General features: G+C 42.3%; 20 protein-coding genes. 15 read left to right on the top strand and 5 right to left on the bottom strand.

Annotated features, from left to right (window positions below; all coding sequences use genetic code 11):
• Positions 1-317: 317 nt before the first annotated feature.
• The 5 genes from gspE to ABJL82_RS10375 form a co-directional block, all read right to left on the bottom strand.
• Complete coding sequence (gene gspE / locus ABJL82_RS10395) at positions 318-1,991, bottom strand: type II secretion system ATPase GspE (RefSeq protein ID WP_347274205.1); 1,674 nt, start codon at positions 1,989-1,991, stop codon at positions 318-320.
• Positions 1,992-2,159: 168 nt separating this feature from the next.
• Positions 2,160-2,600 carry a type II secretion system major pseudopilin GspG gene (gspG, locus tag ABJL82_RS10390; RefSeq protein ID WP_347274204.1) on the bottom strand — a complete coding sequence of 147 codons (441 nt, stop codon included), beginning with the start codon at positions 2,598-2,600 and terminating at the stop codon, positions 2,160-2,162.
• A gap of 213 nt (positions 2,601-2,813) precedes the next feature.
• Entirely contained in the window at positions 2,814-3,536 is a 723-nt protein-coding gene (locus tag ABJL82_RS10385) for a prepilin-type N-terminal cleavage/methylation domain-containing protein (protein WP_347274203.1), read from the bottom strand.
• Complete coding sequence (locus ABJL82_RS10380; protein WP_347274202.1) at positions 3,520-3,690, bottom strand: hypothetical protein; 171 nt, start codon at positions 3,688-3,690, stop codon at positions 3,520-3,522. Before ABJL82_RS10380 ends, ABJL82_RS10385 begins: the two co-directional genes overlap by 17 nt.
• On the bottom strand, positions 3,677-3,964 hold the full coding sequence (locus ABJL82_RS10375) for a GIY-YIG nuclease family protein (RefSeq protein WP_347274201.1): 288 nt from the start codon (positions 3,962-3,964) through the stop codon (positions 3,677-3,679). Before ABJL82_RS10375 ends, ABJL82_RS10380 begins: the two co-directional genes overlap by 14 nt.
• 1,043 nt (positions 3,965-5,007) lie before the next feature.
• Between ABJL82_RS10375 and ABJL82_RS10370 the strand changes: the two genes are divergently transcribed.
• The 15 genes from ABJL82_RS10370 to ABJL82_RS10300 all read left to right on the top strand — a co-directional run bounded on the left by ABJL82_RS10370 (position 5,008) and on the right by ABJL82_RS10300 (position 23,437).
• Positions 5,008-5,418 carry a response regulator gene (locus ABJL82_RS10370; protein ID WP_347274200.1) on the top strand — a complete coding sequence of 137 codons (411 nt, stop codon included), beginning with the start codon at positions 5,008-5,010 and terminating at the stop codon, positions 5,416-5,418.
• 46 nt (positions 5,419-5,464) lie between these two features.
• Positions 5,465-6,829: a cache domain-containing protein gene (locus ABJL82_RS10365; RefSeq protein WP_347274199.1), complete on the top strand. Its 1,365-nt coding sequence runs from the start codon at positions 5,465-5,467 to the stop codon at positions 6,827-6,829.
• A gap of 130 nt (positions 6,830-6,959) precedes the next feature.
• Positions 6,960-7,343 (top strand): hypothetical protein, encoded by a 384-nt coding sequence (locus tag ABJL82_RS10360; protein ID WP_347274198.1) that lies wholly within the window; start codon positions 6,960-6,962, stop codon positions 7,341-7,343.
• A 153-nt stretch (positions 7,344-7,496) separates the two neighbouring features.
• Positions 7,497-8,717 (top strand): MFS transporter, encoded by a 1,221-nt coding sequence (locus ABJL82_RS10355; protein WP_347274197.1) that lies wholly within the window; start codon positions 7,497-7,499, stop codon positions 8,715-8,717.
• Between the two features lies 1 nt (position 8,718).
• A complete protein-coding gene (locus ABJL82_RS10350; RefSeq protein ID WP_347274196.1) occupies positions 8,719-10,026 on the top strand; it encodes a hypothetical protein in 1,308 nt (435 codons plus the stop codon).
• 351 nt (positions 10,027-10,377) lie between these two features.
• Positions 10,378-11,277, top strand: coding sequence for an NAD(P)-dependent oxidoreductase (locus ABJL82_RS10345; protein WP_347274195.1), 900 nt, complete (start codon positions 10,378-10,380; stop codon positions 11,275-11,277).
• Between the two features lie 276 nt (positions 11,278-11,553).
• Positions 11,554-12,687, top strand: a complete 1,134-nt coding sequence (locus ABJL82_RS10340) for an SAM-dependent methyltransferase (RefSeq protein WP_347274194.1) — start codon at positions 11,554-11,556, stop codon at positions 12,685-12,687.
• A gap of 173 nt (positions 12,688-12,860) precedes the next feature.
• Positions 12,861-13,106 (top strand): ferritin family protein, encoded by a 246-nt coding sequence (locus tag ABJL82_RS10335; RefSeq protein ID WP_099326317.1) that lies wholly within the window; start codon positions 12,861-12,863, stop codon positions 13,104-13,106.
• A gap of 162 nt (positions 13,107-13,268) precedes the next feature.
• The gene (locus tag ABJL82_RS10330; protein WP_347274193.1) at positions 13,269-14,246 is read left to right on the top strand and encodes a thiamine pyrophosphate-dependent dehydrogenase E1 component subunit alpha; all 978 of its coding nucleotides are present in this window, start codon (positions 13,269-13,271) and stop codon (positions 14,244-14,246) included.
• Positions 14,247-14,361: 115 nt separating this feature from the next.
• Positions 14,362-15,003 (top strand): LexA family transcriptional regulator, encoded by a 642-nt coding sequence (locus tag ABJL82_RS10325; protein ID WP_347274192.1) that lies wholly within the window; start codon positions 14,362-14,364, stop codon positions 15,001-15,003.
• An 84-nt stretch (positions 15,004-15,087) separates the two neighbouring features.
• Positions 15,088-16,062 carry an alpha-ketoacid dehydrogenase subunit beta gene (locus ABJL82_RS10320; RefSeq protein ID WP_347274191.1) on the top strand — a complete coding sequence of 325 codons (975 nt, stop codon included), beginning with the start codon at positions 15,088-15,090 and terminating at the stop codon, positions 16,060-16,062.
• 15 nt (positions 16,063-16,077) lie between these two features.
• Positions 16,078-17,328, top strand: coding sequence for a dihydrolipoamide acetyltransferase family protein (locus ABJL82_RS10315; protein ID WP_347274190.1), 1,251 nt, complete (start codon positions 16,078-16,080; stop codon positions 17,326-17,328).
• On the top strand, positions 17,279-17,986 hold the full coding sequence (lipB, locus tag ABJL82_RS10310; protein ID WP_347274189.1) for a lipoyl(octanoyl) transferase LipB: 708 nt from the start codon (positions 17,279-17,281) through the stop codon (positions 17,984-17,986). The genes ABJL82_RS10315 and lipB overlap by 50 nt, the downstream gene beginning before the upstream one ends.
• 256 nt (positions 17,987-18,242) lie before the next feature.
• Positions 18,243-21,629 (top strand): PAS domain S-box protein, encoded by a 3,387-nt coding sequence (locus ABJL82_RS10305; protein ID WP_347274188.1) that lies wholly within the window; start codon positions 18,243-18,245, stop codon positions 21,627-21,629.
• Between the two features lie 542 nt (positions 21,630-22,171).
• A complete protein-coding gene (locus tag ABJL82_RS10300; RefSeq protein ID WP_347274187.1) occupies positions 22,172-23,437 on the top strand; it encodes a DUF2130 domain-containing protein in 1,266 nt (421 codons plus the stop codon).
• Positions 23,438-24,206 lie beyond the last annotated feature (769 nt).

Raw genomic sequence — 24,206 nt, 5'->3', positions numbered from 1 at the left:
TCAGGTTTGTAACCTGAACCAAATGTTTTATACTTTCAACCCAGCCTTCTATTAACAGAACAACTGACAAATAAATTCCAGATCCATACAGGGGTTTTGTGATTTGGGCCGCGGAATTTTACCGCAGTACATGTCTCCATTATACGCATAAACCCATGGGTTCAGGTTGCAAAACCTGAACCCGCCGGGAGCTACAGTCGGCAGTCGGCAAATTGCAGATGGCTGACTGTAGACTGTGGACTGTGGACTGTGGACTGTAGACTGTAGACTGTGGACTGTGGGCTGTGGATTGTGGACTGTGGGCTGTGGATTGCCGACTACCCGCTTTCTGTATCAGAAGAGACCCTGAGTAGTTCCTCCATGGTGGTTTCTCCCTTTCGAACCAGATCCAGCCCGTCATCCCATAACGTTTTTGTCCCTTTTTTCACGGCTTCTTTCATTATTTCACCTGAGTCTTTGTGGGCTAAAACGAGCCTTCGGATGCCTTCATCCACTACAAGAAACTCTGCAATTGTCCTTCTTCCCTTCAACCCCGTATTATTACAATCATCACACCCCTTTGGGCCATACAGAGGAACGCCTTCTTCTAACCCAACCGTCTTGCGGATCTCCGGCCCCGGCATATACAACTCCCGGCATTTCGGGCATAGCCTGCGAACAAGCCTTTGGGCAAGCACGCCAATAAGGCATGATGAAATCAGATAATCCTCTACCCCCATATCCATCAGCCGGGTAAAGGCAGAAGCTGAATCATTTGTATGGAGTGTTGAAAACACGAGGTGTCCGGTCAAAGAGGCCTGGACAGCGATTGACGCTGTTTCGCGATCCCTGATCTCGCCGATCAGAACAACATCCGGATCATGGCGTAAAATTGAACGCAGCCCTGACGCAAACGTCAGGTCGATCTGGGGGTTTACCTGTATCTGGTTTACGCCCTGCATACTGTATTCTACCGGATCTTCTACGGTTATTATCTTCACTTCAGGGGAAACGATCTCCTTGAGAACGGCATACAGCGTGGTTGTCTTTCCGCTTCCTGTAGGGCCTGTTACAAGAAACATGCCTTCCGGCCTGCTGATCAGTCTCCGGAATTTCTTTAAAAATTCAGGTTGAAATCCCAGTGTTTCCAGATCCAGCATTACGGCAGTACGGTCCAGAATCCTCATTACAATACCTTCGCCATGGCTCATCGGGATAACGGAAACACGCAAATCAATCTCCTTGCCCGCAACCCTCATTCTTATCCTGCCGTCCTGCGGCAGCCGTTTCTCGGCAATATTTAACTTTGCCATAATCTTGATACGTGAAACAATTGAGTTATACAACTCGCGGGGAGGGGGGGGTAGCTCGCCAAGTACGCCGTCCACACGATAACGCAGCCGGGTATTTCTCTCAAAAACTTCAATATGTATATCGCTGGCGCCTACTTCAATCGCCTTTGTCAGGATGCTGTTTACCAGGCGGATAACGGGCGCTTCGGAGGCCATATCACGCAATTGTTCTATGTCTTCCATCATCTCAACAGATGAAGCCATAGAGTCCTCTTCTTCGCTCACCCCGGTTTCATAGAGTTTTTCCAGAGAACTAATGATATCTCTTTCTGTTCCGGCAAAGACCCTTACCTCCCTGCCGGTTGACAATGCAATTGCTTCAATCAGCAGCGTATCCTGCGGATCTGCAAGCGCGATATCCAGTACGTTTTCGTCGAGGTTTAAAGGAAGTACCCGGTTTGTGGTCAAAAACACCTTCGGCACATTTTCCAGCATCGGATATGTATCGGTTTTCTTTTTTTCCCAAACTGGTATTTCCAGCAACCTGCTGTATGCGAGGCGCAGGTCTTCTTCTGAAACGGTTCCAAGGTCAATTAGTATACGGCCAAGCTTTTGCCCCGTCTGCTTCTGCGCTTCAAATGCCCGCTCCAAGTCCTGACGGTTTATCTTGCCTATTTCAAGAAGTACCTCTCCGACATTATTGTCCGTTGCCAACACCATACTTTATTACTCTCTCCTGTAAAAACACCTTTGTGGGCTCAAATTTGCGGCTTGAACCCTGCATTCATATTGTTGATTCGTTGCGCGGTTTCGGAGACAGACGCATGCAATGCGTCTCTACAATCCGGCATTTATAATTTGTTGATTCGCCGCCCCCGCCTGTGAATGCTATTCCCAGCTTACCACGTCGGCATTTTCACCATCGCCGCCTTCTGCGCCGTCAGCGCCATACGAAATAATGTCATAATCCCCATTTTCTCCCGGATACACATATACGTACTCATTTCCCCACGGATCTTTGGGAATAAACTTCTTTTTTAAGTAGGGGCCTTTCCAGTTTTCCACTCCGTGCGGCGCTACAACCAATGCCTCCATACCCTGCTCCTGCGTTGGATATCTGGTAGTATCGAGTTTAAACATTTCCAGAGCCGTTGAGAACCCTTCGATCTGTTGTTTTGCCACTGTCTGCCGTGATTCACCCACACGGCCAATCATTTTAGGCCCTATCAATGCAGCAAGCAGGCCTATAATAATCATAACTATGAGCAATTCCAACAACGTAAAACCACCATTTCTCAACAAATACGACCTCATTTTCAATTCTTTCATTTCACCGTACTCCATGTAGTAAAGGTTGTAAAATTGTAACAATACTTCTTTTTGGCAAAATATTTAATGGTAAAATCCGAAATGCTAAATACGAAACTAATTCTAATGACAAAGCATAAAATTCAAAACAAATTCAAAATCTGTGTGATCTGTGGTTCCCCTTTCGTCTTTTCAAAGTATTAATATAGTACATTGGCCGTTTAGCGCATGCCATTAATTGTCATCCTCGTCATCCTCGTCATCCTCATCCTCATCCTCATCCTCATCATCGACATCAGAGGAATCGTCTCCGTAATTGTCAAAGGAATCGCTTCTGTTATCCGCGTTTAATGGGGCCTTTTCCCTCGGCCCTCTACTTGTTAAAACAGCAGAAACTTTCAATGCATTGATCTTTTGTTCAATTTCTTTATCGGTAATTTCTCTCATAATTCTTTCATATTTTACGGTCTGTTCCATCTCTTCGCCTATGCGAAACGTGGCAAGGCCGCCCAGGGGTTCTATGTGTAAGACTGCCGTCATTTCACCATATGCAAACCCCAATTTCCTGCCATGGGCAGTGCCGTTCGGGTAAAAGGTAAATACCCTTATTTGTTCGTCAGCATCCTCAAAATTATCAGAAAACATTTGTATTTCATAGGGGATTTCCAGTTTTTCCATGCCTTCGCACCATAGATAGCCGTCCAGCAGGTCAAGCACTACTTCCGTTTTTGCCCCCCCGGACATTGCAATAATCCTGGCTTCTCTCAGGGAAAAAACAATGCCGGACATAATCTTCCTGAATTTAATGGTATCAAGAGACCCGGTATAGCGGGGAATTGAAATACCGGCAATGATTCCCATAATTGCCATAACGATAATAAGTTCGATTAAAGTAAATCCATGCTTTTTTAATGAATTCTTATTTGCAAATAATATACATTTATCCAATAAATACATAGCGCAGCAAATCCGCAACCAAAAAGAGTTTAACCACCTTGTCATTATGAGGTTGCTTCGGAAAAGACCCTCGCAATGACATGCTGTGGTCCTTGTAATGACATGCTTTTGTCATTGCGAGGGCTTTTTCCGAAGCAACCTCATAAACCGTCATAGAGATCCTTCCATCCTGCATTCATTCCATTAATTAATTCTATTTTTTTAGCCCTTGAGCCTCCCTTAATTTGCTTCTCACGGGATATGGCGTTTCTTACGTCACGAAATATCTCGTAGTATACTAATTTTGTAACATTATACTTTTTTGTAAATCCATCGACCCTCTTCTCTCTATGCTCATATACTCTTCTTTTAAGATTATTCGTTACCCCTGTGTAGAGTACTGTATCATTTTTATTCGTCATTATGTAAACAGAGTATAATTTATCCATTACAATTTACCTTGATTGAATCCGGTATTATTGAAAAAGATTGCTTCGGAAAAAGCCCTCGCAATGACAAGTCGGAAAAGACCCTCGCAATGACAAAAGCGTGTCATTACAAGGGTCTCAGCGTGTCATTGCGAGGGTCTTTTCCGAAGCAACCTCGCAGTAAACACGCTCTTAACCACGGAACACCTGGCGCAGCCTTTGGCCGCAACCAAATTCGAAATACGAGTATCGAAATATGAAACAGCCTTTCGGAGTGAGAGATAAAGTGAAAGTGAGATTTTCACTCTGGCTTTATCTTTCACTCCGAAGGACGGTTATGCATTTTGAAAAACGAGCATAAAAAACAAGAAGCTGATGGATAGTAGTACAAAGAATACAGAATACAAAGGGCACGAAGAAAAACTTACAAAAAAATAAGGTTTTTACAGGGTAATACAAGAGAGCGTTATTCGTCAAATAAACTATGGGTTCAGGCTTCGTCGTGCGCTCAGCCGAACGGTTGCAAACCTTAACCTGTCTGCTTTTTCCCAAAAAATATCTTTAAAACAGACAGTGTCATTATACAGCATGCCTAAGCGTTTAAATAGAAATTTTTGATGTTGCCACTCCCTCTTTGGCAATCGGCAAATTGCCGATTGCCGATTGCCGATTGCCGACTGTGGACTGCCGGCTGTAGTAGATAGGTAGAAATTATTATAAAAACCTCAACTTATTAAGAAGTTACCCATATTTGCCCTGCCGCCCCGCTCACCTTTACGAAACTGCAACCAAATTGTTTCCATCTGCAACCTTATTGTATTTTTGCTTCTATGCCTTGTTATTTTATGTAGTTATGCCTATTGCCATAAATTTAACAGGAAACAAAAAGGTTACAACATTCTTTCTCCACAGAGTACCTGTTTTAGTTTTTAAAAATTTTATATCTCCTTAATGAAAGCACTTATGAATGTTTTACTGTCCTGTTTTTTTTACAGGCACATTGGTTGCTTTATTCATAAAACAACGAATGCTATCGCAGGAAAACATCTGGCAGCACAAGAACAATGAGAAAAGGTTTAACCATTTTAGTGCAGGAAACAGAGAGTACACACATGCTATCGAAAAGAATTCTGATCGTTGATGATGAAGAGGGGTATAGAAAAGTATTATCAAATTCCCTGACGGACTTAGGGTTTGAGACAACAGTTGCAGCAAGCGGCATGGATGCACTGGAAGAGATGAAAAAGAAAAACTATGCAGTGATATTACTGGACATGAAGATGCCGGGCATAGATGGAATTGAACTGTTAGAACGCATTCTAAAGGAACAACTTTTTTCTTCAATAGTGATTATTACAGCATATACGTATGAAGATATTGCAAGGGAAGCCATTTGTAAGGGAGCAAAAAAAGTAATCAGAAAACCTTTTAGTATGGATGAAATCAAGTCGTGTCTTAATGAATTAATGAATTAATGAAGCTGGAAGAGACCGGTAAATTTAACATGGAAGAGGTATAAACATGAAGAAATTATTTAAGGAAAGTATCTTTATCGTAGCCATTACCCTTGTATTCTTTGGATTATTTCCGCTTTTGTTGTTTCGCATGTTGGCATTTCCCAATGCGAAAGCAGAGTTGGAACAGCATGTTCAAAGAAATATGGAAGACGCATTGTACAAACAAAATGACCGCCTCACCCTGTTTTGGGAAGAAAGAAAATCACATGCACGCGCAATTTCTGATGCTATTCAGAGCACAATGTTTATTTATGGTGATGAAGATTTTGTAGGTATTTTAAGCGGAGGAAATGAACACGAATATTTACGATTAAACACGCAACTGGAGTGTACGAAGGCAGATTACGGTTATAAGGGGATTTTTGTATGTGATGCGGCAGGTATTGTCCACATAACAACCACAGGCGAAAAATCACTTAAGGGAATGAATATCATGAAGGAAGATACATTCAGGGATGTTCAGGAGACTTTGTATGACGGCAAATCATATATTTCCGGCGTATCACATTTCCAGGTTGATAGAAAAGAATATGAAGAAGAACCTTCGCTGTTTATTTCATACCCAATCAAGGGAGAGCGTCATGATATCATTGGAGCTGTTTTCCTTTGGATGAATACTTCCCTGCTGGATACGGTAATGGATAGTTTTGCGCTTGGGAAAACAGGCGAAGCCTATTTGATAAACAAAGACGGAGTTATGGTTACACAATCAAGATTTTCCAGGCATCATGGAAATGAGACGAATGACACATGCAAAACGTGCCATATAGTAGAAGACCCGACGACGAAAATGTTGACAAAGGGGGTTAAAAGCTGTGTCACGGAAAAGACATCCGGCTATAATCTCGCAGGATATCACGATTATGGAGGAATAAAGGTCGTCGGCACATGGCGCTGGCTGAAAGATATGAACATGGGTTTAATGGTGGAGATAGATGCGGATGAGGCATTCGATACAATAAACAACATTAACTCCATGATAAAATCTTTCATGATCGTAGTGATTGTCCCCGCAGTTGTCCTTGCCTTTTTATTACACAGAAAAATTAATCTGGGATATATGTTAAAGGGTATGCCTCTCCCCAAAAAAGCCTTGCTCGGGACGGCCTTTATTCTTGTTGTGGGATTTATCATAGCGATTCTGGATGGATATCAGTTGAAGAGGGAAAGCGGTTATATCAGAGAGCAGGAATATAGAATATCAAATCCCTTTAGTGTATTGGGATCTATTGCCATACCGAGAGAAGAAGATTTTATAGAAAATAACATTTCAAAGTTCAGAAAGGAGTATCGTATTCAAAAATCTGAAAATACTTTTTACCATGATAAGAAGGATAGCGAACTGGTAAAAGGCGGAAATTACCATTAAAAAGCGCCCTAGCTTACTTTAAAACCACAGATTTCACAGATTTTACACAGATGAAAATAAAATAAATTCGAATAACTGTAGATGATACAGGACATTTTCAAGACACTTAATTTTTTGGAAGGAGTTATTTATGACTAACGTTATTTTATCCCCAAGGGAAAAGACAAGAAAAGCTTTAACCGTGGAATGTACAAAGGGGTGGTATGAGTATGAGGCCTCTTACGACGGCGTACTTTTGAATATCGATACTGCGGGCGCAAGGCTTCTTGGCTTCTCGTCTCCCGATGACATGCTCGGGAAAAAGATAAATGAATTGTATGCGCATCCCTATGACCATGAAAAGACGTTGTCTATGCTGTTCAGGGATGGAAAGGTAAGCGGTTTTTTCACCCTGATGAAGGGAATGGACGACAATCTGGTGTTTATAAAACAAAGCAGCACTCTGATTACCGATGAGTATTACCATTTGCCGCTAAAGGTACAAACCTCTTTCGAGATATCCCGTACGCTGTAGTATTTTCAAAGGCTTTTCCACTAACCCTGACAGGGTTTGAAACGGAACCACGAAACACACGGAATATAGGTAAAACAACCCTGTCAGGGTTAAAATCACTTAGGGAAACGTATAGATTAATTTTCATTCATTACATTACCGGAGGTTTTTTTTATGAATGTTTCTGCAAATGCACCCGCTGAAGAATTAAAAGGGAACACAAGGGTGCTTATACTTGCTACGCTTGCCTTTGCGGTAAGTTTTGCCGGATGGTCACTGTTTGCGCCTTTGGCCTCATATTTAAAAGCGGAATTTAATTTATCTTCCACCGCATTGGGATTACTGCTTGCCGCACCGGTGTTGCTTGGCTCCATTGTCAGAGTGCCTATTGGTATTTTGACTGATAAATATGGCGGAAGAAAGGTCTTTAGCGCACTGATGGCGGTGTGTTTTTTCCCTATGTTCATCGCAGGCTTTGCGCATAGCTACCTGTTTTTATTGATATGCGGGTTGTTTTTTGGCACAATCGGGGCGTCTTTTGCCGTTGGTATTCCACAGGTCTCCCAATGGTATCCGAAAGAAAAACAAGGACTGGCGTTGGGAATTTATGGCATAGGAAATGTCGGTTCTGCCGCAGCGGTATTTGGAGCGCCATTTATTGCTGAATCCATAGGATGGAACAAGGCGTTTATCTTTTATTCCATTCCATTGCTCCTGATGGCTGCTATTTACTGGTTTTTTTCCGCTGATGCGCCAAAACCTAAAACGGTAAAACCCAAGACCTTGAGCGACAGGTTGAAGGTTTATAAATCTTCTCATTTAATATGGGTATTTTCCCTCTTCTATTTTATGACGTTTGGTTTTTTTGTATGCTTTTCGCTTTGGCTGCCTTCTTATCTTAAAGAATCTTACAACATTACACCGGTAAAGGCGGGCAGCTTTACTTCTATATTTGTGTTTCTGGCGACTTTTTCAAGGATTTTGGGCGGATACCTGGGAGATGTCTTCCCCGGGAAACGTGTTTTAACAATTCTCTCCTTGTTCCTTATTGGCATACTTATTTATCTGAATCTAAGCAGTTCTCTGGCGCTTACGCTTGTTGTTTTCTATTGCATGGCGGTTTGTCTGGGCATCGGCAATGGCGTTGTCTTTAAACTGGTAGCGGAATACTTTCCAAAAGAAACAGGCGCCGTAGGCGGCATGGTTGGAGCTGCCGGAGGGCTTGGAGGATTTTTTCTTCCCATAATTCTTGGCACCATCAGGGATTATACCAACAATAATTCATTAGGATTCATCTTTGTTTCTCTCGTGTGCCTCGTGTGCCTCTCCTTTATGGAAGAAAAGACCTTTATAACAAAGAAGGGCAATAAAATGGCGCCCGCTGTGGGACGATAGTATGAACATAGTAACGATTGCAACTTATTCAACCAATACTCGCTGGTTTATTCCCGCTATGGCGACAATGATGATGGCGCTCATATCGTCATCCTACGGGTATAATGAAGCTGCTCCCTATCTTTTTATCGCCGGAATTGCAGCATTTTTTTCAGTGGCGGTCTTTATCACCATAAAGGCCGTATTTTTTTACAGCGAATTTTTACATGACATTCATAGCCCGGAAAAAACCAACTATCTCTTTTCAGTGGTGGGGGTTATTGGCCTTGCAGGTGTTTTTTGTTCTAAACTATGGAGCAATCATACCGTTTCCTGGATATTCTGGTATGTTTCTCTTGTCCTTTGGGTAATTATTACCCTTTTATCTTTCAGCTTTTTGTTTTTGTCCCGCAAATCTGAAGATAGGAAACTGGAAGAAGTATTACACGGCGGATGGTTTTTTATTTGCATAGGTACTCAGGCAACCGCATTGATGAGTATCATTGCCGCCAAACAGGCAACAAGCCACCTCTTTCTTATCCACCTGATTTCCTTTGGTTTGTGGTCGATAGGGGCGTTTTTATACCTTTTGTTTATGACGTTAATTGTACTTAGGCTCATTTTTTATTCATTCCCCAATAATTCAGAACTCTCACCCTATTGGATGCATGCCGGAGCCGCTGCGCTTACGGCGCTTACCGGTGTTGCATTATTTCAGCATATATCAGCCACAGGGGGGCCATTTCTTGATCTTTTGCCTTTTCTAAAAGGGTTTTCATTGTTTTTTTGGTCTGTGGGGCTATGGTGGCTGCCATTATTGAGTATTATGGCGCTGAAAAAACAGGCGTATGATGATGACCGTTTTGTGTTTACTGTGGGATATTGGGAGATAGCGCTGTCGCTTGCCTTATATGCTGCTGGAACCAAACAATTAACGGGCATTTTTGCCGGACAATACATAGTAGTATTTTCACACTTTCTTCACATTGCCGTTCTTCTTGTGTATGGTTATGCGCTTGTCTCTACCATAACACATTTGGCATTCTCCTCGGTATGGACGCCGGTAAACGACCTGACAATCAGTTGTGTTGTCCCCTATCGCTTCACCTTACGGGGAAAGATCTTCTATGTAACCGGCATTGTAAGTGAATGGATGGACAAGAATATTCAGGGCAAGGTTAAAAAACAATATTATGCAATTGTCAACAATAACCTTTCCTGCCTGATTTCCTACGACCTGTTTTCGAAAAAGTGGTATATTCGCCTGGCGGATGCTGCTATTGACACAAAAGGACAACCACCTATTCAACCTCCAGTTCACAATCCTTAATCCTCAATCTGCAATCTGCAATCTGCAATACACAATTTGCCGACTGTAAATTGCCGATTGCAGACCGTGCCGTATTCCCCATTCTTCTAAGAATTTACGTGATGTTTCCGGTTCACTGTTTAACGGCTTTTATACGTGAGCTATCAACCCTAAACCGTGAACAAGGTTAAATGGTTAAATGGTTAAACCCAGAACCCAGAACCCAGAACCTTAAACCCTAAGTATTTTTATATTGGCATGAAATTCATATCGAATATAATAAAGGGGAATGGTATCTGATAGTCAGGAAGTGTAATAGTGGCGATGGCGGCGTTTTGCTCTATAAAGTCAAACGATAAAAGGGGCATAAATATGAAAATAGCGGTAACGGGTTTAACGGGGTTTTTGGGGTATTATCTTGCAAAGCGGTTTTTTGAGAAGGGTATACAAATCCTGGCGCTTGTTCGAAATACAACGAATCTGTTGCATCTTCAGGATTTTCAAAAAAACATTACATATGTGCAGGGGAATTTAGACGATAAAGAAACGTTGAAGAAATTTGTGTACGGTGCGGATATTGTTGTTCATATGGCGTACGAAAGAAATGGGGCGTCATTTCATGAAGCGGGCAATAAGGATATAAAACGATTTGTGGAAACGAACCTTTTGGGGAGCATAGAGCTGCTTGACGCTGCGAAATGCGAGGGGGTGAAACAATGTATCTTTATCAGCTCCTGTGCTGTTTATGGATTTATTTATCCCTATATCCGTCTTGATGAATTGCACCCTTTGCTGCCGGAGTCTAATTATGGGGCCTACAAGGCGTCTGTGGAGGCATTTTGCCATTCTTATTTTCTTTCAAAATATTTTGACATAACAATATTCAGGCCTGTAGGCATTTATGGGATTGCGCCGCACCTTGCACATTCCGCCTGGTATAATATTGTAAAAGATATTAAGCATGGCCGCGATGTGGAAGTGTCCGGCGGGGGAAAAATAGTTTACGTTGAAGATGTTGTCCGTGCAATTGAATTGGCGGCTGGCAATAAAGATGCCTCGGGAAAGATATATAATCTGATGGACATGTATATTGACTATATGAACGTTGCCCAAATTGCCAGGGAAATTTGCGGTTCACGGTCAATTATCAGTGGCACGACAAAAAAATCTATTCATACGATCGACAGTACGCAATCAAAGGAACTGGGAGTTTCTTATTCCGGCATTGAAGGGGTAAAGCGATACATTCGGGAGTTGGCGCATCGTATTTGATTATAGGACGTTTTGGTGCTTAGCAGTAATTTCTTTGCACTTTTTGGCAAAATATCTAATTGTGAAATCCGAAACTCGAAATTCGAAATCCGAAGCAAATTCTAATGACAAAATGATTTGAAATTCTAAACAAATGCATCTTTCGGATTTCGTGCTTCATATTGTTGTATGTCTTGGATTTGTTTCGCATTTCGTATTTTTTATATCTCGCTTGTTTGATTCTGGCTATGCCAGCTTAGGGAAATAGATGCTTTTAGCTATATACTGACTGACTTAATGACTATCCTCAGGGACTTAATCATCGAACGTATTAAAAATAAGGGGAACATTCCCTTTGCCGAATTTATGCAGATGGCATTGTATTGCCCTGAATACGGTTATTACAACTCGAATGCCGTGTCAATTGGTAAATCAGGGGATTTTTATACAAGTCCCGCTGTTCACCGGATGTTTGGAGAACTTGTCGCAGTCCAGTTGGAAGAGATGTGGAGGATATTGGGGTGTGCTCCATTTACTGTTGTGGAAATGGGAGCGAATGCCGGTTGGTTATGTTTTGATATTATGCATTATATAAAAAATGAGTATCCCGGGTTTTACAAAAACATACAGTACTTTATTGTTGAATCGAATCCCTATCTTCGGGAAAAACAGCAGGAACTTTTTTGCGGAGACCCTGTTTTTGACGAAAAACTTTCGTGGCACTCATACGGAGAGGATGGGTTTTCATTTGACGCTGTTCAGGGCTGTTTTTTGTCAAACGAATTTATCGATGCGTTGCCTGTACACCGGTTATTAGTAAAAGAAGGTGAAGTAAAAGAGATATATGTTGGGTACAATGGTGACGATTTTTATGAAATTGTTGGTGATGTCTGTAATCACGCATTAAAAGACTATTGCATCAATGCTGAAGTGCCATTAAGAGAGGGCAGGGCGCTTGAAATAAACCTGGCCGCCCGTGATTATCTGAATCACGTTGCGCAGAAATTAAACTGCGGTTTTGTGCTAACGATTGATTATGGAGACACCGCGCAGCGGCTATATCGGGACAACACAACGGGAGGCACATTGAGGTGCTATTACCGGCACAATGTTAACCAGGATTATTATGAACGAGTGGGAGAACAGGATATTACCGCTTCTGTTGACTTTTCTTTCCTGATGGACGTTGGGAAGGGGGTGGGGCTAGATGCGACAGGATTGGTCAAGCAATCTCATTATTTAATTGCTTTGGGTATACTGGAGAAGTTAAATAACATGAGGAACGATCTTGAAACTGTTTTGAAAGTAAAAAACCTCTTTCTGCCTGAAGGCATGGGAGAGGTTTTTAAGGCGCTGATTCAGCACAGGAATGTGAAAAATCCATGCTTGTCCAGCCTGAAACCTTTAAGTGCGTTAAAACCCGGAACATAATGCGCTTCAATCGCGAAACGCGAAATACGAAAGAGGAACCACAGATTTCACAGATTGCACAGATTAAAAAATTGTCACAAGCTTATAATTGTCTCTTCCTCCACCGGTAATCTACCGTCGACAGTCGGAGGTTGACCAATGACCAATTTCATTAAAACAGAAAGGAGTAATTTGTGGAGAGCAAACAACCATTGGAAGTGGGATTGATTATGAATATCCTGACTGAGGCGATAAAAAGAGAAGAGGAATCATATGAATATTATTATAACGCTTCATTAAAAGCAACAAAACCTGCGACAAAAAAATTGCTGCTTGAACTTGCAGAATGGGAGAAATCACATATTGAAGAACTACAACATCATGTGGCGGAACTGAAGGCGCAGAAGGAAATAGACAGAGCAATTACCGGCGGTATATAAGGGGCCAGGGTTTTTTTTATTATACCTTAGAAATCGGCAATCTACAGTCGGCAGTCGGCAGTCTACAATCGGCAAATTGCAGATTGTGGATTGTGGACTGCCGACTGGAGACTGTAGACTGAGCTAACTTTACCATTTTTATCATATAAAGCAGAGGCATATATGGAAATAAAAAAAGACGATCTATTGCAGATGTACTATTACCTTAAATTAACGAGGAGGCTGGAGGATCGTGTAACCTCTCTCTACCATCAGGGGAAAATTATGGGAGGGGCATGGACGAGCAACGGCACAGAGGCGGTTTCTGTAGGATACGGATATGCGCTTGAAAAGGATGATATTGCCGCCCCTTATTTCAGGGACATGGGAGTATTCCTGATACGGGGTATTTCTGCGAAACGCATTATTGCGCAGTATTTCGGGAAAAAGACCGGTGTTACCGGTGGAAAAGAAGGCAATGTGCATATAGGTGATATGAAGTATGGCGTTGTCGGGTTCCCAAGCCATTTGGCGGACAATTATCCCGTAGGCACCGGTGTAGCCCTTGCCTTTAAAATACGCGGAGAGAAGAAGGTTGTGGCTGCGTGTACCGGTGATGGGGGCACAAGCCGCGGTGATTTTCACGAGGGTATGAACTTTGCTTCGGTAAGAAAATTGCCCATTGTTTTCTTCTGCAATAACAATCAGTACGCATATTCGACGCCGCTGAGGCTTCAAATGAATATCAAAGACGTCGCGGAACGTGCTGCTGCATACGGCATGCCCGGCAAAATTGTGGATGGTAACAATGTTGTTGAGGTCTACATGGCTGCAAAGGAGGCATATGAAGTTGCGAGGAATGGCGGAGGTCCTACGTTTATAGAGTGTAAAACCATGCGTATGCATGGTCATTCGGAACATGATAGCGCCAAATATGTACCAGGGGAATTGCTGGAAGAGTGGAAGAAGAAGGACCCTATCGCAAATATGGAAAGGTATTTGACGGAAAAGAATATCGCAGGTAAAGAAGAACTTGACGGCATTGACGCCAGGGTAAAAAAGGAAATAGATGAAGCGGAGGCATTTGCAGAAGAGAGCCCGTATCCCGACCCCGCAGACGGCCTGAAAGGTGTTTATGCTACGCCGGTAGAAACAAGATAGGAATAGTCAAGTTTTTAATCTGTGTAATCTGTGGTTCCCCTTTCGTATTTCGTGCTTTTTTTAGTTCTGGCTATGCCAGCTTAGGATGCTGTATTAAATTTTTGGAAACTGAAAAATGTACAATATAAAATTTTCAGAGGTTACAGAGCGGCTTAAGGAAGTGCTGAATACCAAATCGGAAGATGATTTGGCAAGAAGCCTTGAAATAACAGCACAGGCATTTCTTTCCTTCAAAAGACAAAATGAAATTCCCTCCGAATTGCTCGTCCGTTTTTGCCTCTTACACCAGGTATCCATTGACTGGCTTATTAAAGGAGAGCAGGAAAAAACGAGTGATTATGTGAGTATCCCTATATATAACGCCAAAATATTTTCGGAGGAAAAGGCAAAAGAACCGGAACATACAGCGGGATTTATGGCGTTTAAAAACGATTGGTTAATGTCTGAATTCGGCGCTAATAAAGCGAATCTTTATTTATTTTATGTAAAAGATGATTCCATGGAACCTATGTTAAAAAACGGCGATGTTGTCATCGTTGACAAAAAAAATAATGTGCTGGACCGGGATGGATTGTATCTTTTGCGTACCGAAGGTGCGGCAGCGTTCATTAAACGGGTGCAGCGCCTTCCCGGCGGTAGTCTTCGTCTGTTGTGCGACAATGCTGCTTATAAACCCATTGAAGCAAAAACGGCTCAGATAGAGAATGGTGATATTGTGATTGTCGGCAGGGTTGTGTGGTCAGGCAAACGGTTATGACGAGTAGCTTGCAGGGAAAGAAAATGAATCAGTGTATCTAACACAAATATAAAATACTATGTAAAAGTCAAAAAGGAGGCATGGATGGGGCAAATTACCTATCTTGAAGCAATAAGGGAAGCCATGGATGAAGAGATGTCCCGCGATCCGGGCGTGTTTGTATTGGGTGAAGACGTAGGGGTATATGGCGGGGCGTTTCGGGCTACGGAAGGGTTTTATGAGAAATACGGAGAGTGGCGGGCGCTGGATACCCCTTTATCGGAATCAGGGTTTACCGGAGCCGCAATTGGCGCAGCCCTTGTCGGGATGCGGCCGATTGTTGAAATGCAGTTTGCTGATTTTATTTCCTGCGCTTTTGACCAGTTGATAAACGTGGCGGCAAAATTCCATTATCGCATGGGTTCCGCCGTGCCTATGGTTGTTCGTGCGCCTTATGGCGGCAATATACATGGCGGGGCATTTCACTCACAGAGTATTGAGGGATATTTTTTTAATGTACCTGGATTAAAAATTGTGGCGCCATCGAGTGTGTACGACGCAAAGGGTTTATTGAAGGCTGCCATCCGTGACAATGACCCCGTGCTCTATTGCGAGCATAAGTACCTTTACCGGCGGATAAAAGATACGGTTCCGGAAGACGATTACATCGTGCCGATCGGCATGGCAAAGGTGGTTCAGGAAGGCACGGATGTATCGGTTATTACGTATGGAGCCATGGTGCATACGGCTATTGAAGCGGCAAACGAAGTGAAGGCGAACAGTGTTTCTGTTGAAATTATCGATTTGAGAACACTCCTGCCACTGGATAAAAAAACAATTTACGAGTCCGTTAAGAAGACAAACAAGGTGATTATTCTGCATGAACAGACAAAGACGGGCGGCGTTGGCGCCGAAGTATCTGCATTGATTTCCGAATATTGTTTTGATGATTTGGATGCCCCGGTCATTCGCATTGCTGCCCCGGATACCCCGGTACCCTACAGCCCTTTAATGGAAGAAGCATTTATCCCGCAAACAAAAGATGTGGTAAACGCGATAGATAAAATAATACGTTATTAATTCGGAGAAGTGTATATGACTATTGATATAATCATGCCGCAAATGGGAGAAAGCGTAGCGGAAGGCACTATTCTTAAATGGCTGGTTCACGAGGGTGATTACGTTGAAAAAGAACAGCCGCTGGTAGAAATCAGCACGGATAAAATTGATACCGAAATACCTTCGCCGTCTGCCGGTATCATAAAGAAGATTCTTTACAAAGAAGGCGCTGTCCTGGCGGTTCAAACCGTTATTGCTCAAATTGAAGAGGGCGAAATAAAGGCGCAGGCCGGAACAGTGAGGAAAGAGCAGGAAGAGAAAGAGAGGGTTGAAATATCTGAAACGGCGGCAATTGCCGGTGAACGTGATATGCATGAAAAAAGATATTCTCCTTTAGTAAAAAAACTGGCAAAGGAATATAACGTCAGCTTGCCTGAAATAAAAGGTTCGGGCGAATTTGGCAGGGTAACCAAAAAGGATATAATGGAATATATCTCTTCAAGGCAGGAGATTACTGCTTCAAAAGAAAAAATCGTCAAAGAAGCGGAGCGGGAGACGCTTATTCCGTTGCATCCAAAACGCAAAATTACGGCGGAAAGGATGGCGCTCAGCAGACAAACAGCGGCGCTTGTAACTACCGTATTTGAAGTGGATATGACGCCTGTGACAAAATACCGCGAACTGAACAGAGAAGCGATGAAAAGGGAAGGCATACATCTTACCTATCTCCCTTTTATTGCATTTGCGGTAGTACAGGCTTTAAAAGAACATGCCGCCTTGAATTCATCGTGGACGGATAACGGCATTTTGCAGAAGAATTATATTAATCTGGGCATTGCCGTTGCCCTTGAGGATGGCCTGGTTGTTCCCGTTATTAAGGATGCGGATAAAAAAGATATGTTTCAATTAGCACGGGAAATTCAGGAAATAGCAGTAAATGCCCGCTCAAAAAAATTGAAACCGGATGACGTCCAGGGCGGGACATTCACTATTACAAATTACGGCGTCAATGGCAGCCTGTTTGGGACTCCATTGATATTGCAACCCCAGTCTGCAATACTGGGAGTTGGGGCTGTGGTAAAAAGGCCGGTTATCCTCGGTGATGCTGACGCCATTGCCGTCCGGTCAATGGTGTATCTTAGTCTTTCATTTGACCATCGGGTAATGGATGGCGCCCATGCCGATGCATTTCTTCATAAGGTAAAGAATATTTTGGAGACGTGGGGAGTATCTCTCTATGAACAGAAAAAACCTAATCCTCCTGGCGGATATGGTGGAATATGGTGAAGCCTGGGAGTTGCAAAAAACACTGTTAGAGCTAAGGATCTCTGAAAAAATAGAAGATTGCCTGCTTCTTCTTCAGCATCCTCCCACATTCACCTATGGACGCAGATATAAAGAATCCAATCTTATTTCAAATAAAATGCGCTATGAGAAAATCGGCATTGCTGTTTACAAGACAGACAGGGGCGGTCTTGCCACGTATCATGGCCCTGGCCAGGTAGTAGGATACCCTATCTTAAAAATGCGTTCTTATACGAATGATTATTATGAATATCTGAGGATGCTTGAAGAGGTAATGATCCAAGTCGTATCTGATTATGGGATAACGGTAAACAGGAGAAAAGAATATACCGGCGTTTGGGCGGATAATGCCAAGATAGGTTTTATCGGCGTCAGGATTGCCACGGGTTATACGATGCATGGTTTCTCACTCAACGTTAATAATGACCTGTCTCCTTTTGAATATATAATCCCATGCGGAATTGACGGGATAAAGGTCGCATCCCTGCAAAGCCTATTGAATACAACGGTTGATTTAAAAGAAATATATGAAAGGATTACAAGTCATTATGCAAACATCTTTCAAACCGAAATAGTTTTCATAGAAAATTCGTTGCCATATTTTTGTAGAGACGCATTGCATGCGTCTGGAAACTGTTGAGCGTAAAGAGAATGTTGATACAAGAGAACTTACAGACATAACAGAGAGACGCATGCAATGCGTCTCTACATTAACATCAACATACGTCCTGTATTTGCGAGCATGTATATTAACCCTGACAGGGTTGTTTCTTTCATTTTCAGAATTTACAATTAAATATTTTGATATATTATATATAATAAGTAGTGTTAGTATTACTATCATGTAATGATTTGCAATAAAAATTAAATATATTAGTTTGAAAGCGGGCAATTGTATGCATATAAATCTCGGTCAATTATCGGTAATTGAAATAAAGAGATTCTCCAAAAACATTAAAGATAAATGTAGTGGACATGCATTTATGGAAGAATCTGTTCTGGAGGCAACAAGGCTTTTTTACCATTCATTTGTTACCGATAACGGAAGCAGTTCTTTTGCACTAGTACGCATTTTTAAATCATGTTCTTATCAGGAACTTCCGGATGATGTTCTGTCTTATATAAAAAACAAGGCAACAGCGGAATCAATAACTTCACAAAACAGGTATTTGACTTTACTAGGGACATGGGGTGATTTGGAAGCGTGGTGTGATAGAAAAAAATCCTGGAATCATATTGCCTTTCCCATGGATGATCCGCAATTGTCTCATAAATACCCTATGATCGCTGCGCTTTTAACGCAAATAGGAGAACATCCTTTTTGTGAAGTAAATGCGGGAGTAGATTTTCTCAAAAATGACCAACATAAAAATTATGGATTATATTATATTGAAGATGCTGGAGACATGACGTCAATTCAGGAACAAGCAAATTTTGTGAATACACATTCCATAAAATCAGTTTTCGGGTTTGGCGGAAAATTTACTTCAGGCAATGTCTATGCGATTATCATCTTTTCCAAAGAGTCAATTCGTAAAAATACCGCAAAATCATTTCTCGCCATCAATCCCGTGGTAAAGCAGATTATGCTGCCATTTGAAATAGAGGGCAATATATTTAAAAATAGTCTGCACGCACCGAATTCAAATGGAATAAGCATTAATAATGATGAATCTGGCATAAACATCAAACCGTTTCATAAAAATAGTATTGATTACCACAAAAAATACCTCATCGAAAGAGAAATGTCTGCCGCCATCCGGGCTGAACTGGATATGACAAATGAGTACATGATTGAGGTGACAGAGGATTTGAAAAGGGCAAACAAAAGCCTGGAAGATGAAATCATTAAACGGCTTCAGGCGGAAAATGAACTGCAACAAAGTCAGAGTCAATTACAGGCAGTGTTTGATAATGCCGCAGCGTGTATTTACATAAAAGATATTGAGGGTAAGCACCTGTTTATTAATAAGCACTATGAAAAGCTGTTTCACATTACCGGGGATACGATAAAAGGGAAAACAGTTTACGATATATTCCCACGGGAGATGGCGGAGGCATTACATAAGAACGATCAAAAAATGCTTGAGTCGAAAACTCCTATGGAATTTGAAGAAATTGTTCTCCAGGATGACGCCCCTCACACCTATCTATCAATAAAATTTCCATTATATGCTTCAAATGGCGTCCCTTACGGGCTGTGCGGGATTTCGACGGATATTACACAGCGCAAGGAAATGGAGATCGAACTTAAAAAAATGAATGCACTTCTCAAACAGGATGCCAGGGAATATGCGGGAAAGCTGGGAAAACAGAATATTAAACTGGCAATGGAATCGAAAGAACGGAAAAAGACTGAATCTGCCCTGCGGGAAAGTGAAAAGCGTTTTCGCGTAATGTTTGACCAGGCTGCGGTTGGTGTTGCGCTTCAGGAAGTAAAGACGGGCAATTATATTTTAGTCAATAAAAAATACAATGATATTATTTGTAGTGCGCCGCTTGCCCATCCCGATGACCGGCAGGCAACTTTAGTAAATATACAAAAATTAATCGACGGCAAGATTCGTGAATTTATTATGGAATCGCGGTTTTTTCAGTGGGACGGGTCTGTTGTGTGGGTGAATATGACGGTATCGCCCATGTGGAAGATAGGTGAGAAACCTGATTTTTACATGATAATTGTGGAAGACATTACGGAACGTAAAAGGGCGATAGCGGCGCTTGAGGAAAGTAATGAAAAAATTCAATTGTTGCTTGATTCCACAGGGGAAGGTATTTATGGGATAGATGAGCATGGTATATGCACGTTTGCAAATATTGCATGTACTAAATTGCTTGGATATGAGAGCCCGCATCAGCTTGTCGGGAATCAAATGCATAAAATGATTCATCATTCCCGCCGGGACGGCACGCCGTTCCCTATAGAGGAATGTAGTGTTTTTCAGGCGTATCAGAAAGGTGAAAGTATTCACGTTATCGATGATATTGCATGGCGTGCCGATGGATCGTTTTTTCCTGTCGAGTATAGGTCATACCCGATACGGAAAAATAATAAAAATATCGGAGCAGTTGTTACTTTTCAGGATATTACTGCACGAAAACGCATGGAGAAAGAGCTTTTACATTCTAAAAAAATGCAGGCACTGGGAACAATTACTTCCGGTGTTGCACATGAGGTGAATAATATCCTTGCGGCTATTGACGGCAATATACAGATGTTAATGAGACAGAATAAAGGCCGGAAGATGCTGCTGGACTCTCTTAAGATAGTTCACAAATACGTAAAAGACGGGGCTGAGATTGTTAGAAGATTAAATGAATTTACCAAAAAGAACGAAGATTTCCCCGGCTATGTATCGGTTGATCTGTCTGAACTGACAAAACATGTTGTGAAATTTCTCAGGCCCAGATGGCAGGATATGGCTCAGGGGGCAGGGATAAAGTATAGCATGAACACAGATGGACTTAAAATAGTCAGTGATATAAAAGGCAATCCTTCAGAATTACGGGAAGTAGTATTGAATATTATCAATAATGCATTGGATGCCATGCCCAAAGGAGGCACCATTTGTTTTAATGCCTGGGAGGATGAAGATAACGTACATTTGAGTATTTCCGACACGGGGGTCGGTATGACTGAAGAGGTGATATCGAAAATCTTTGATCCTTTCTTCACGAGCAAGGAAAAGGGCACAGGTTTAGGTTTGAGTGTTGTTTACGGAATGGTTAAAAGGCATGGTGGGGTGATACACGTCTCCAGCACGGTGGGAATGGGAAGTGTTTTCCTATTGTCGTTTCCATCAAAAAAAGAGGTTAATACGACAGAAGAAGCACAAATAATCGAGACAAAAAAAGGGATGATGGAAGATAATGTATTGATGATTGATGATGCGGACACAGTCGGCGATGCGGTGTTGGAGTCTGGTGGAGGAAATAAGATATTGGTGATTGAGGATGAATTGGTTATAGGAAAAGTATTGTGCAATTTTCTTACAGAGGAAGGGTATGTTGTTGAATATTGTAATAATGGCGCAGAGGCATTAGATAAATTCAAACAATACAAATATGACCTTGTCCTTTGTGATCTTGGGATGCCCGGGGTTTCGGGATGGGAGATAATGGATGCAATAGAAATATTAGAAGAAAAACCGAAGGTAGGTATAATTACCGGATTCCTGAATACCGCAGATACTTTTCCAGATAATAAAATAAAAGCAAATTTTATCATCAATAAGCCATTTGATTTAGAAGTTGTATTAGAACATATTCAGCAGATACTTTAAAGGGATAGATAATTCGTATCTGCTTTGTATTTTAAAAGGGGTTAAAGTTATTCGCGTGGTAGGTACAACATGTACATGCGCATGCGCATTTGGAGTTGCAGAAAAAATGAGTTGGACGTGTCCTCACCAAAAAAATAATGAATGTATTCGGTTAAAGAAACCATGCCAGCCTCTGCAGAAGGGTTGTGTGTTGGAAGATAAAGTTACATTTATAGATTTTCAATATGAGGACAACGAAAATCAAAAACATTCAAAAAAAGGGTAACACTTTAGTTTTTTGAAAAATTCCAGCAATAACAAAATACATGAGTAAGCATTCCCGATTTTTTGTAACCGATTATGTGATTGGGGGTAAAACAACGCTGTCAGGGTTAATGTTTCATTAAAACATGGCGGAAGTCACAAAAAAACGGGAATGCTCCCGTGTAGGGTGTAGGGGCGAATCATTTGCATATTTGGACATGAATGCATGTATGCCAGTTATTGCAAATGCTTCGCCCCTACAGTGTTATCGGTTTGTTGATATTCTAAAGGAGAGATGTGTGACAGAGCCAATGATTACTTGTCCGAAATGCCAGACTGCGATTAAGCTGACAGAATCGCTTGCGGCGCCGATCGTCGAGTCCGCTCGTCGCGAGTATGAGCAACGTCTGGCACAAAAAGACGCTGACATCGCCAAGCGCGAAACCTTGCTTTGTGAGCGTGAAAAAGAGATTGCCAGGGCAAAAGAGGCTATTGACGGACAGGTCGCAGAGAAACTGCGCCAGGAGCGCGACAGGATAGTCGCCGAAGAATCCAGGAAGGCCAAACTTGCACTTGCTGCCGACTTTGAGCAAAAACGAAAGGAACTTGCCGATCTTCAGGAAGTGCTCAAACAGAGGGACGAGAAACTTGCCGAGGCGCAGAAGGCGCAGGCTGAAGTCTTGAGAAGGCAGCGGGAACTTGATGACGAAAAACGAGAATTTGACTTGACGGTGGAGAAGCGCATACAGGAAGGGCTTGCCACGGTACGTGAACAAGCGCACAAAGAGGCGGAAGACCAACTTAAATTCAAGGTGTTGGAGAAAGAGCAGACTATCGCCTCAATGCAAAAGCAGATAGAAGAACTTAAGCGCAAGGCCGATCAGGGGTCGCAGCAACTTCAGGGAGAAGTCCAGGAGCTTGAGCTTGAAGCGCTATTGATCTCGAAATTCCCGCGCGATACGATAGAACCCGTTCCGAAGGGCGAGCATGGCGGCGATGTGTTGCATCGGGTCATTGGCCACCTCGGCCAATCCTGTGGTACTATCTTGTGGGAGTCCAAAAGGACAAAGAGCTGGAGCGACGGCTGGCTTATCAAGCTTCGTGAAGACCAGCGGGCAGCAAAGGCAGAGGTTGCCGTAATTGTCAGCCAGGCGCTCCCGAAGGGCGCGGCGACATTCGAATTGATTGACGGCGTATGGGTAACGCACCCCAGGGCGGCAATTCCCGTAGCTGTCACGCTCCGCCACACCCTCATCGAGGTCTCATCAGCCCGGCAGACTATGGAAGGGCAGCAAACCAAGATGGAAATGGTCTACCGGTACCTCACCGGCCCTAGATTCCGACAGCGTGTACAGGCCATCGTTGAGGCGTTCTCATCTATGCAGGAAGACCTCGAAAAAGAGAAGAAGGTCATTACGAAGCAATGGGCCAAGCGCGAGGAACAGATCGGGCGCGTGATGCAGTCTACCGTTGGCATGTACGGCGACCTGCAGGGTATTGCGGGGAAGACGTTGCAGGAGATTGAGGGGTTGGAATTAAACGCTTTGGAGGCATCTGAAGAATAATTGCAGTACGTAGTGTTATGACTCTAGAACCGTCCAAAGTTAAAAGAAACATTCAGCCGGGTTCCTGGTTGATTAAGCCGCGTTCCTGGTTGATTAAGCCGCGTTTTTATTTACCGCAATACAGGCGAGAAAGTCTTCACTCTTTTTTTCACCATCATTTAAATCATCGCGTTAATCCATAGTGTGAAAGCGCACGTATTTCTTAGCCCATCGCAATATGTACTCACTATATGAATTAAATAGTGATACCGCCGCATCACATCCCTTATGCAATACTAAATTTAATACGAGAATCTGCTGTATGTATTTGCATACAGTGGAAAACAAGCATAACAACTCTAAGCATTAATAGTTTATGAAATATCAACTATACGGTGTATTGATTTGCATACACTATTTGTAAATTGCCCGGATTTGTTTTTATCACTGCTTCTCATGCCGTTGTTAATTTTATCAGTCATAACTACTTTTATCTTTGAAGGTTATAAATTTATTACTGCTAGTATAAAAAAATTATATTGTTTTAATTTTCAATGGCAAACGCATTGCGTAGGTATTGCGTTGAGAAAAAAGTCTGTTTCGGGAGTGTTTCCGGAAGATTGTTAAAAAAGATGTAAATTGAAGGAGGATGGCGAAATGTTTAAGAAGATAGGTATTGGTGTTGTTATTTCAGGGGCGTTAATGTTTAGTTATTTTGGATTAAACACAGCATTCATTAGCCCAGTAATCGCAGAAGAGGAAGAGAAAGACATTGAGAAGAAGACTGATG

Source organism: Candidatus Kuenenia sp. (genome assembly GCF_039794105.1).
GTDB lineage: Bacteria > Planctomycetota > Brocadiia > Brocadiales > Brocadiaceae > Kuenenia.
Note: the sequence above shows the minus strand (reverse complement) of the source record. Positions and strands in the feature narration are given on the sequence as shown.

Bases quoted from the DNA above. Each gene is read 5' to 3' on its own strand.
- gspG (WP_347274204.1), bottom strand. From the start codon at position 2,600: ATGAAAGAATTGAAAATGAGGTCGTATTTGTTGAGAAATGGTGGTTTT.
- ABJL82_RS10305 (WP_347274188.1), top strand. From the start codon at position 18,243: ATGCATATAAATCTCGGTCAATTATCGGTAATTGAAATAAAGAGATTC.
- ABJL82_RS10340 (WP_347274194.1), top strand. From the start codon at position 11,554: ATGACTATCCTCAGGGACTTAATCATCGAACGTATTAAAAATAAGGGG.
- ABJL82_RS10360 (WP_347274198.1), top strand. From the start codon at position 6,960: ATGACTAACGTTATTTTATCCCCAAGGGAAAAGACAAGAAAAGCTTTA.
- ABJL82_RS10315 (WP_347274190.1), top strand. From the start codon at position 16,078: ATGACTATTGATATAATCATGCCGCAAATGGGAGAAAGCGTAGCGGAA.
- ABJL82_RS10350 (WP_347274196.1), top strand. From the start codon at position 8,719: ATGAACATAGTAACGATTGCAACTTATTCAACCAATACTCGCTGGTTT.
- ABJL82_RS10355 (WP_347274197.1), top strand. From the start codon at position 7,497: ATGAATGTTTCTGCAAATGCACCCGCTGAAGAATTAAAAGGGAACACA.
- ABJL82_RS10330 (WP_347274193.1), top strand. From the start codon at position 13,269: ATGGAAATAAAAAAAGACGATCTATTGCAGATGTACTATTACCTTAAA.
- ABJL82_RS10325 (WP_347274192.1), top strand. From the start codon at position 14,362: ATGTACAATATAAAATTTTCAGAGGTTACAGAGCGGCTTAAGGAAGTG.
- ABJL82_RS10385 (WP_347274203.1), bottom strand. From the start codon at position 3,536: ATGTATTTATTGGATAAATGTATATTATTTGCAAATAAGAATTCATTA.
- lipB (WP_347274189.1), top strand. From the start codon at position 17,279: ATGAACAGAAAAAACCTAATCCTCCTGGCGGATATGGTGGAATATGGT.
- ABJL82_RS10375 (WP_347274201.1), bottom strand. From the start codon at position 3,964: ATGGATAAATTATACTCTGTTTACATAATGACGAATAAAAATGATACA.
- gspE (WP_347274205.1), bottom strand. From the start codon at position 1,991: ATGGTGTTGGCAACGGACAATAATGTCGGAGAGGTACTTCTTGAAATA.
- ABJL82_RS10365 (WP_347274199.1), top strand. From the start codon at position 5,465: ATGAAGAAATTATTTAAGGAAAGTATCTTTATCGTAGCCATTACCCTT.
- ABJL82_RS10380 (WP_347274202.1), bottom strand. From the start codon at position 3,690: ATGACGGTTTATGAGGTTGCTTCGGAAAAAGCCCTCGCAATGACAAAA.
- ABJL82_RS10370 (WP_347274200.1), top strand. From the start codon at position 5,008: ATGAGAAAAGGTTTAACCATTTTAGTGCAGGAAACAGAGAGTACACAC.
- ABJL82_RS10320 (WP_347274191.1), top strand. From the start codon at position 15,088: ATGGGGCAAATTACCTATCTTGAAGCAATAAGGGAAGCCATGGATGAA.
- ABJL82_RS10345 (WP_347274195.1), top strand. From the start codon at position 10,378: ATGAAAATAGCGGTAACGGGTTTAACGGGGTTTTTGGGGTATTATCTT.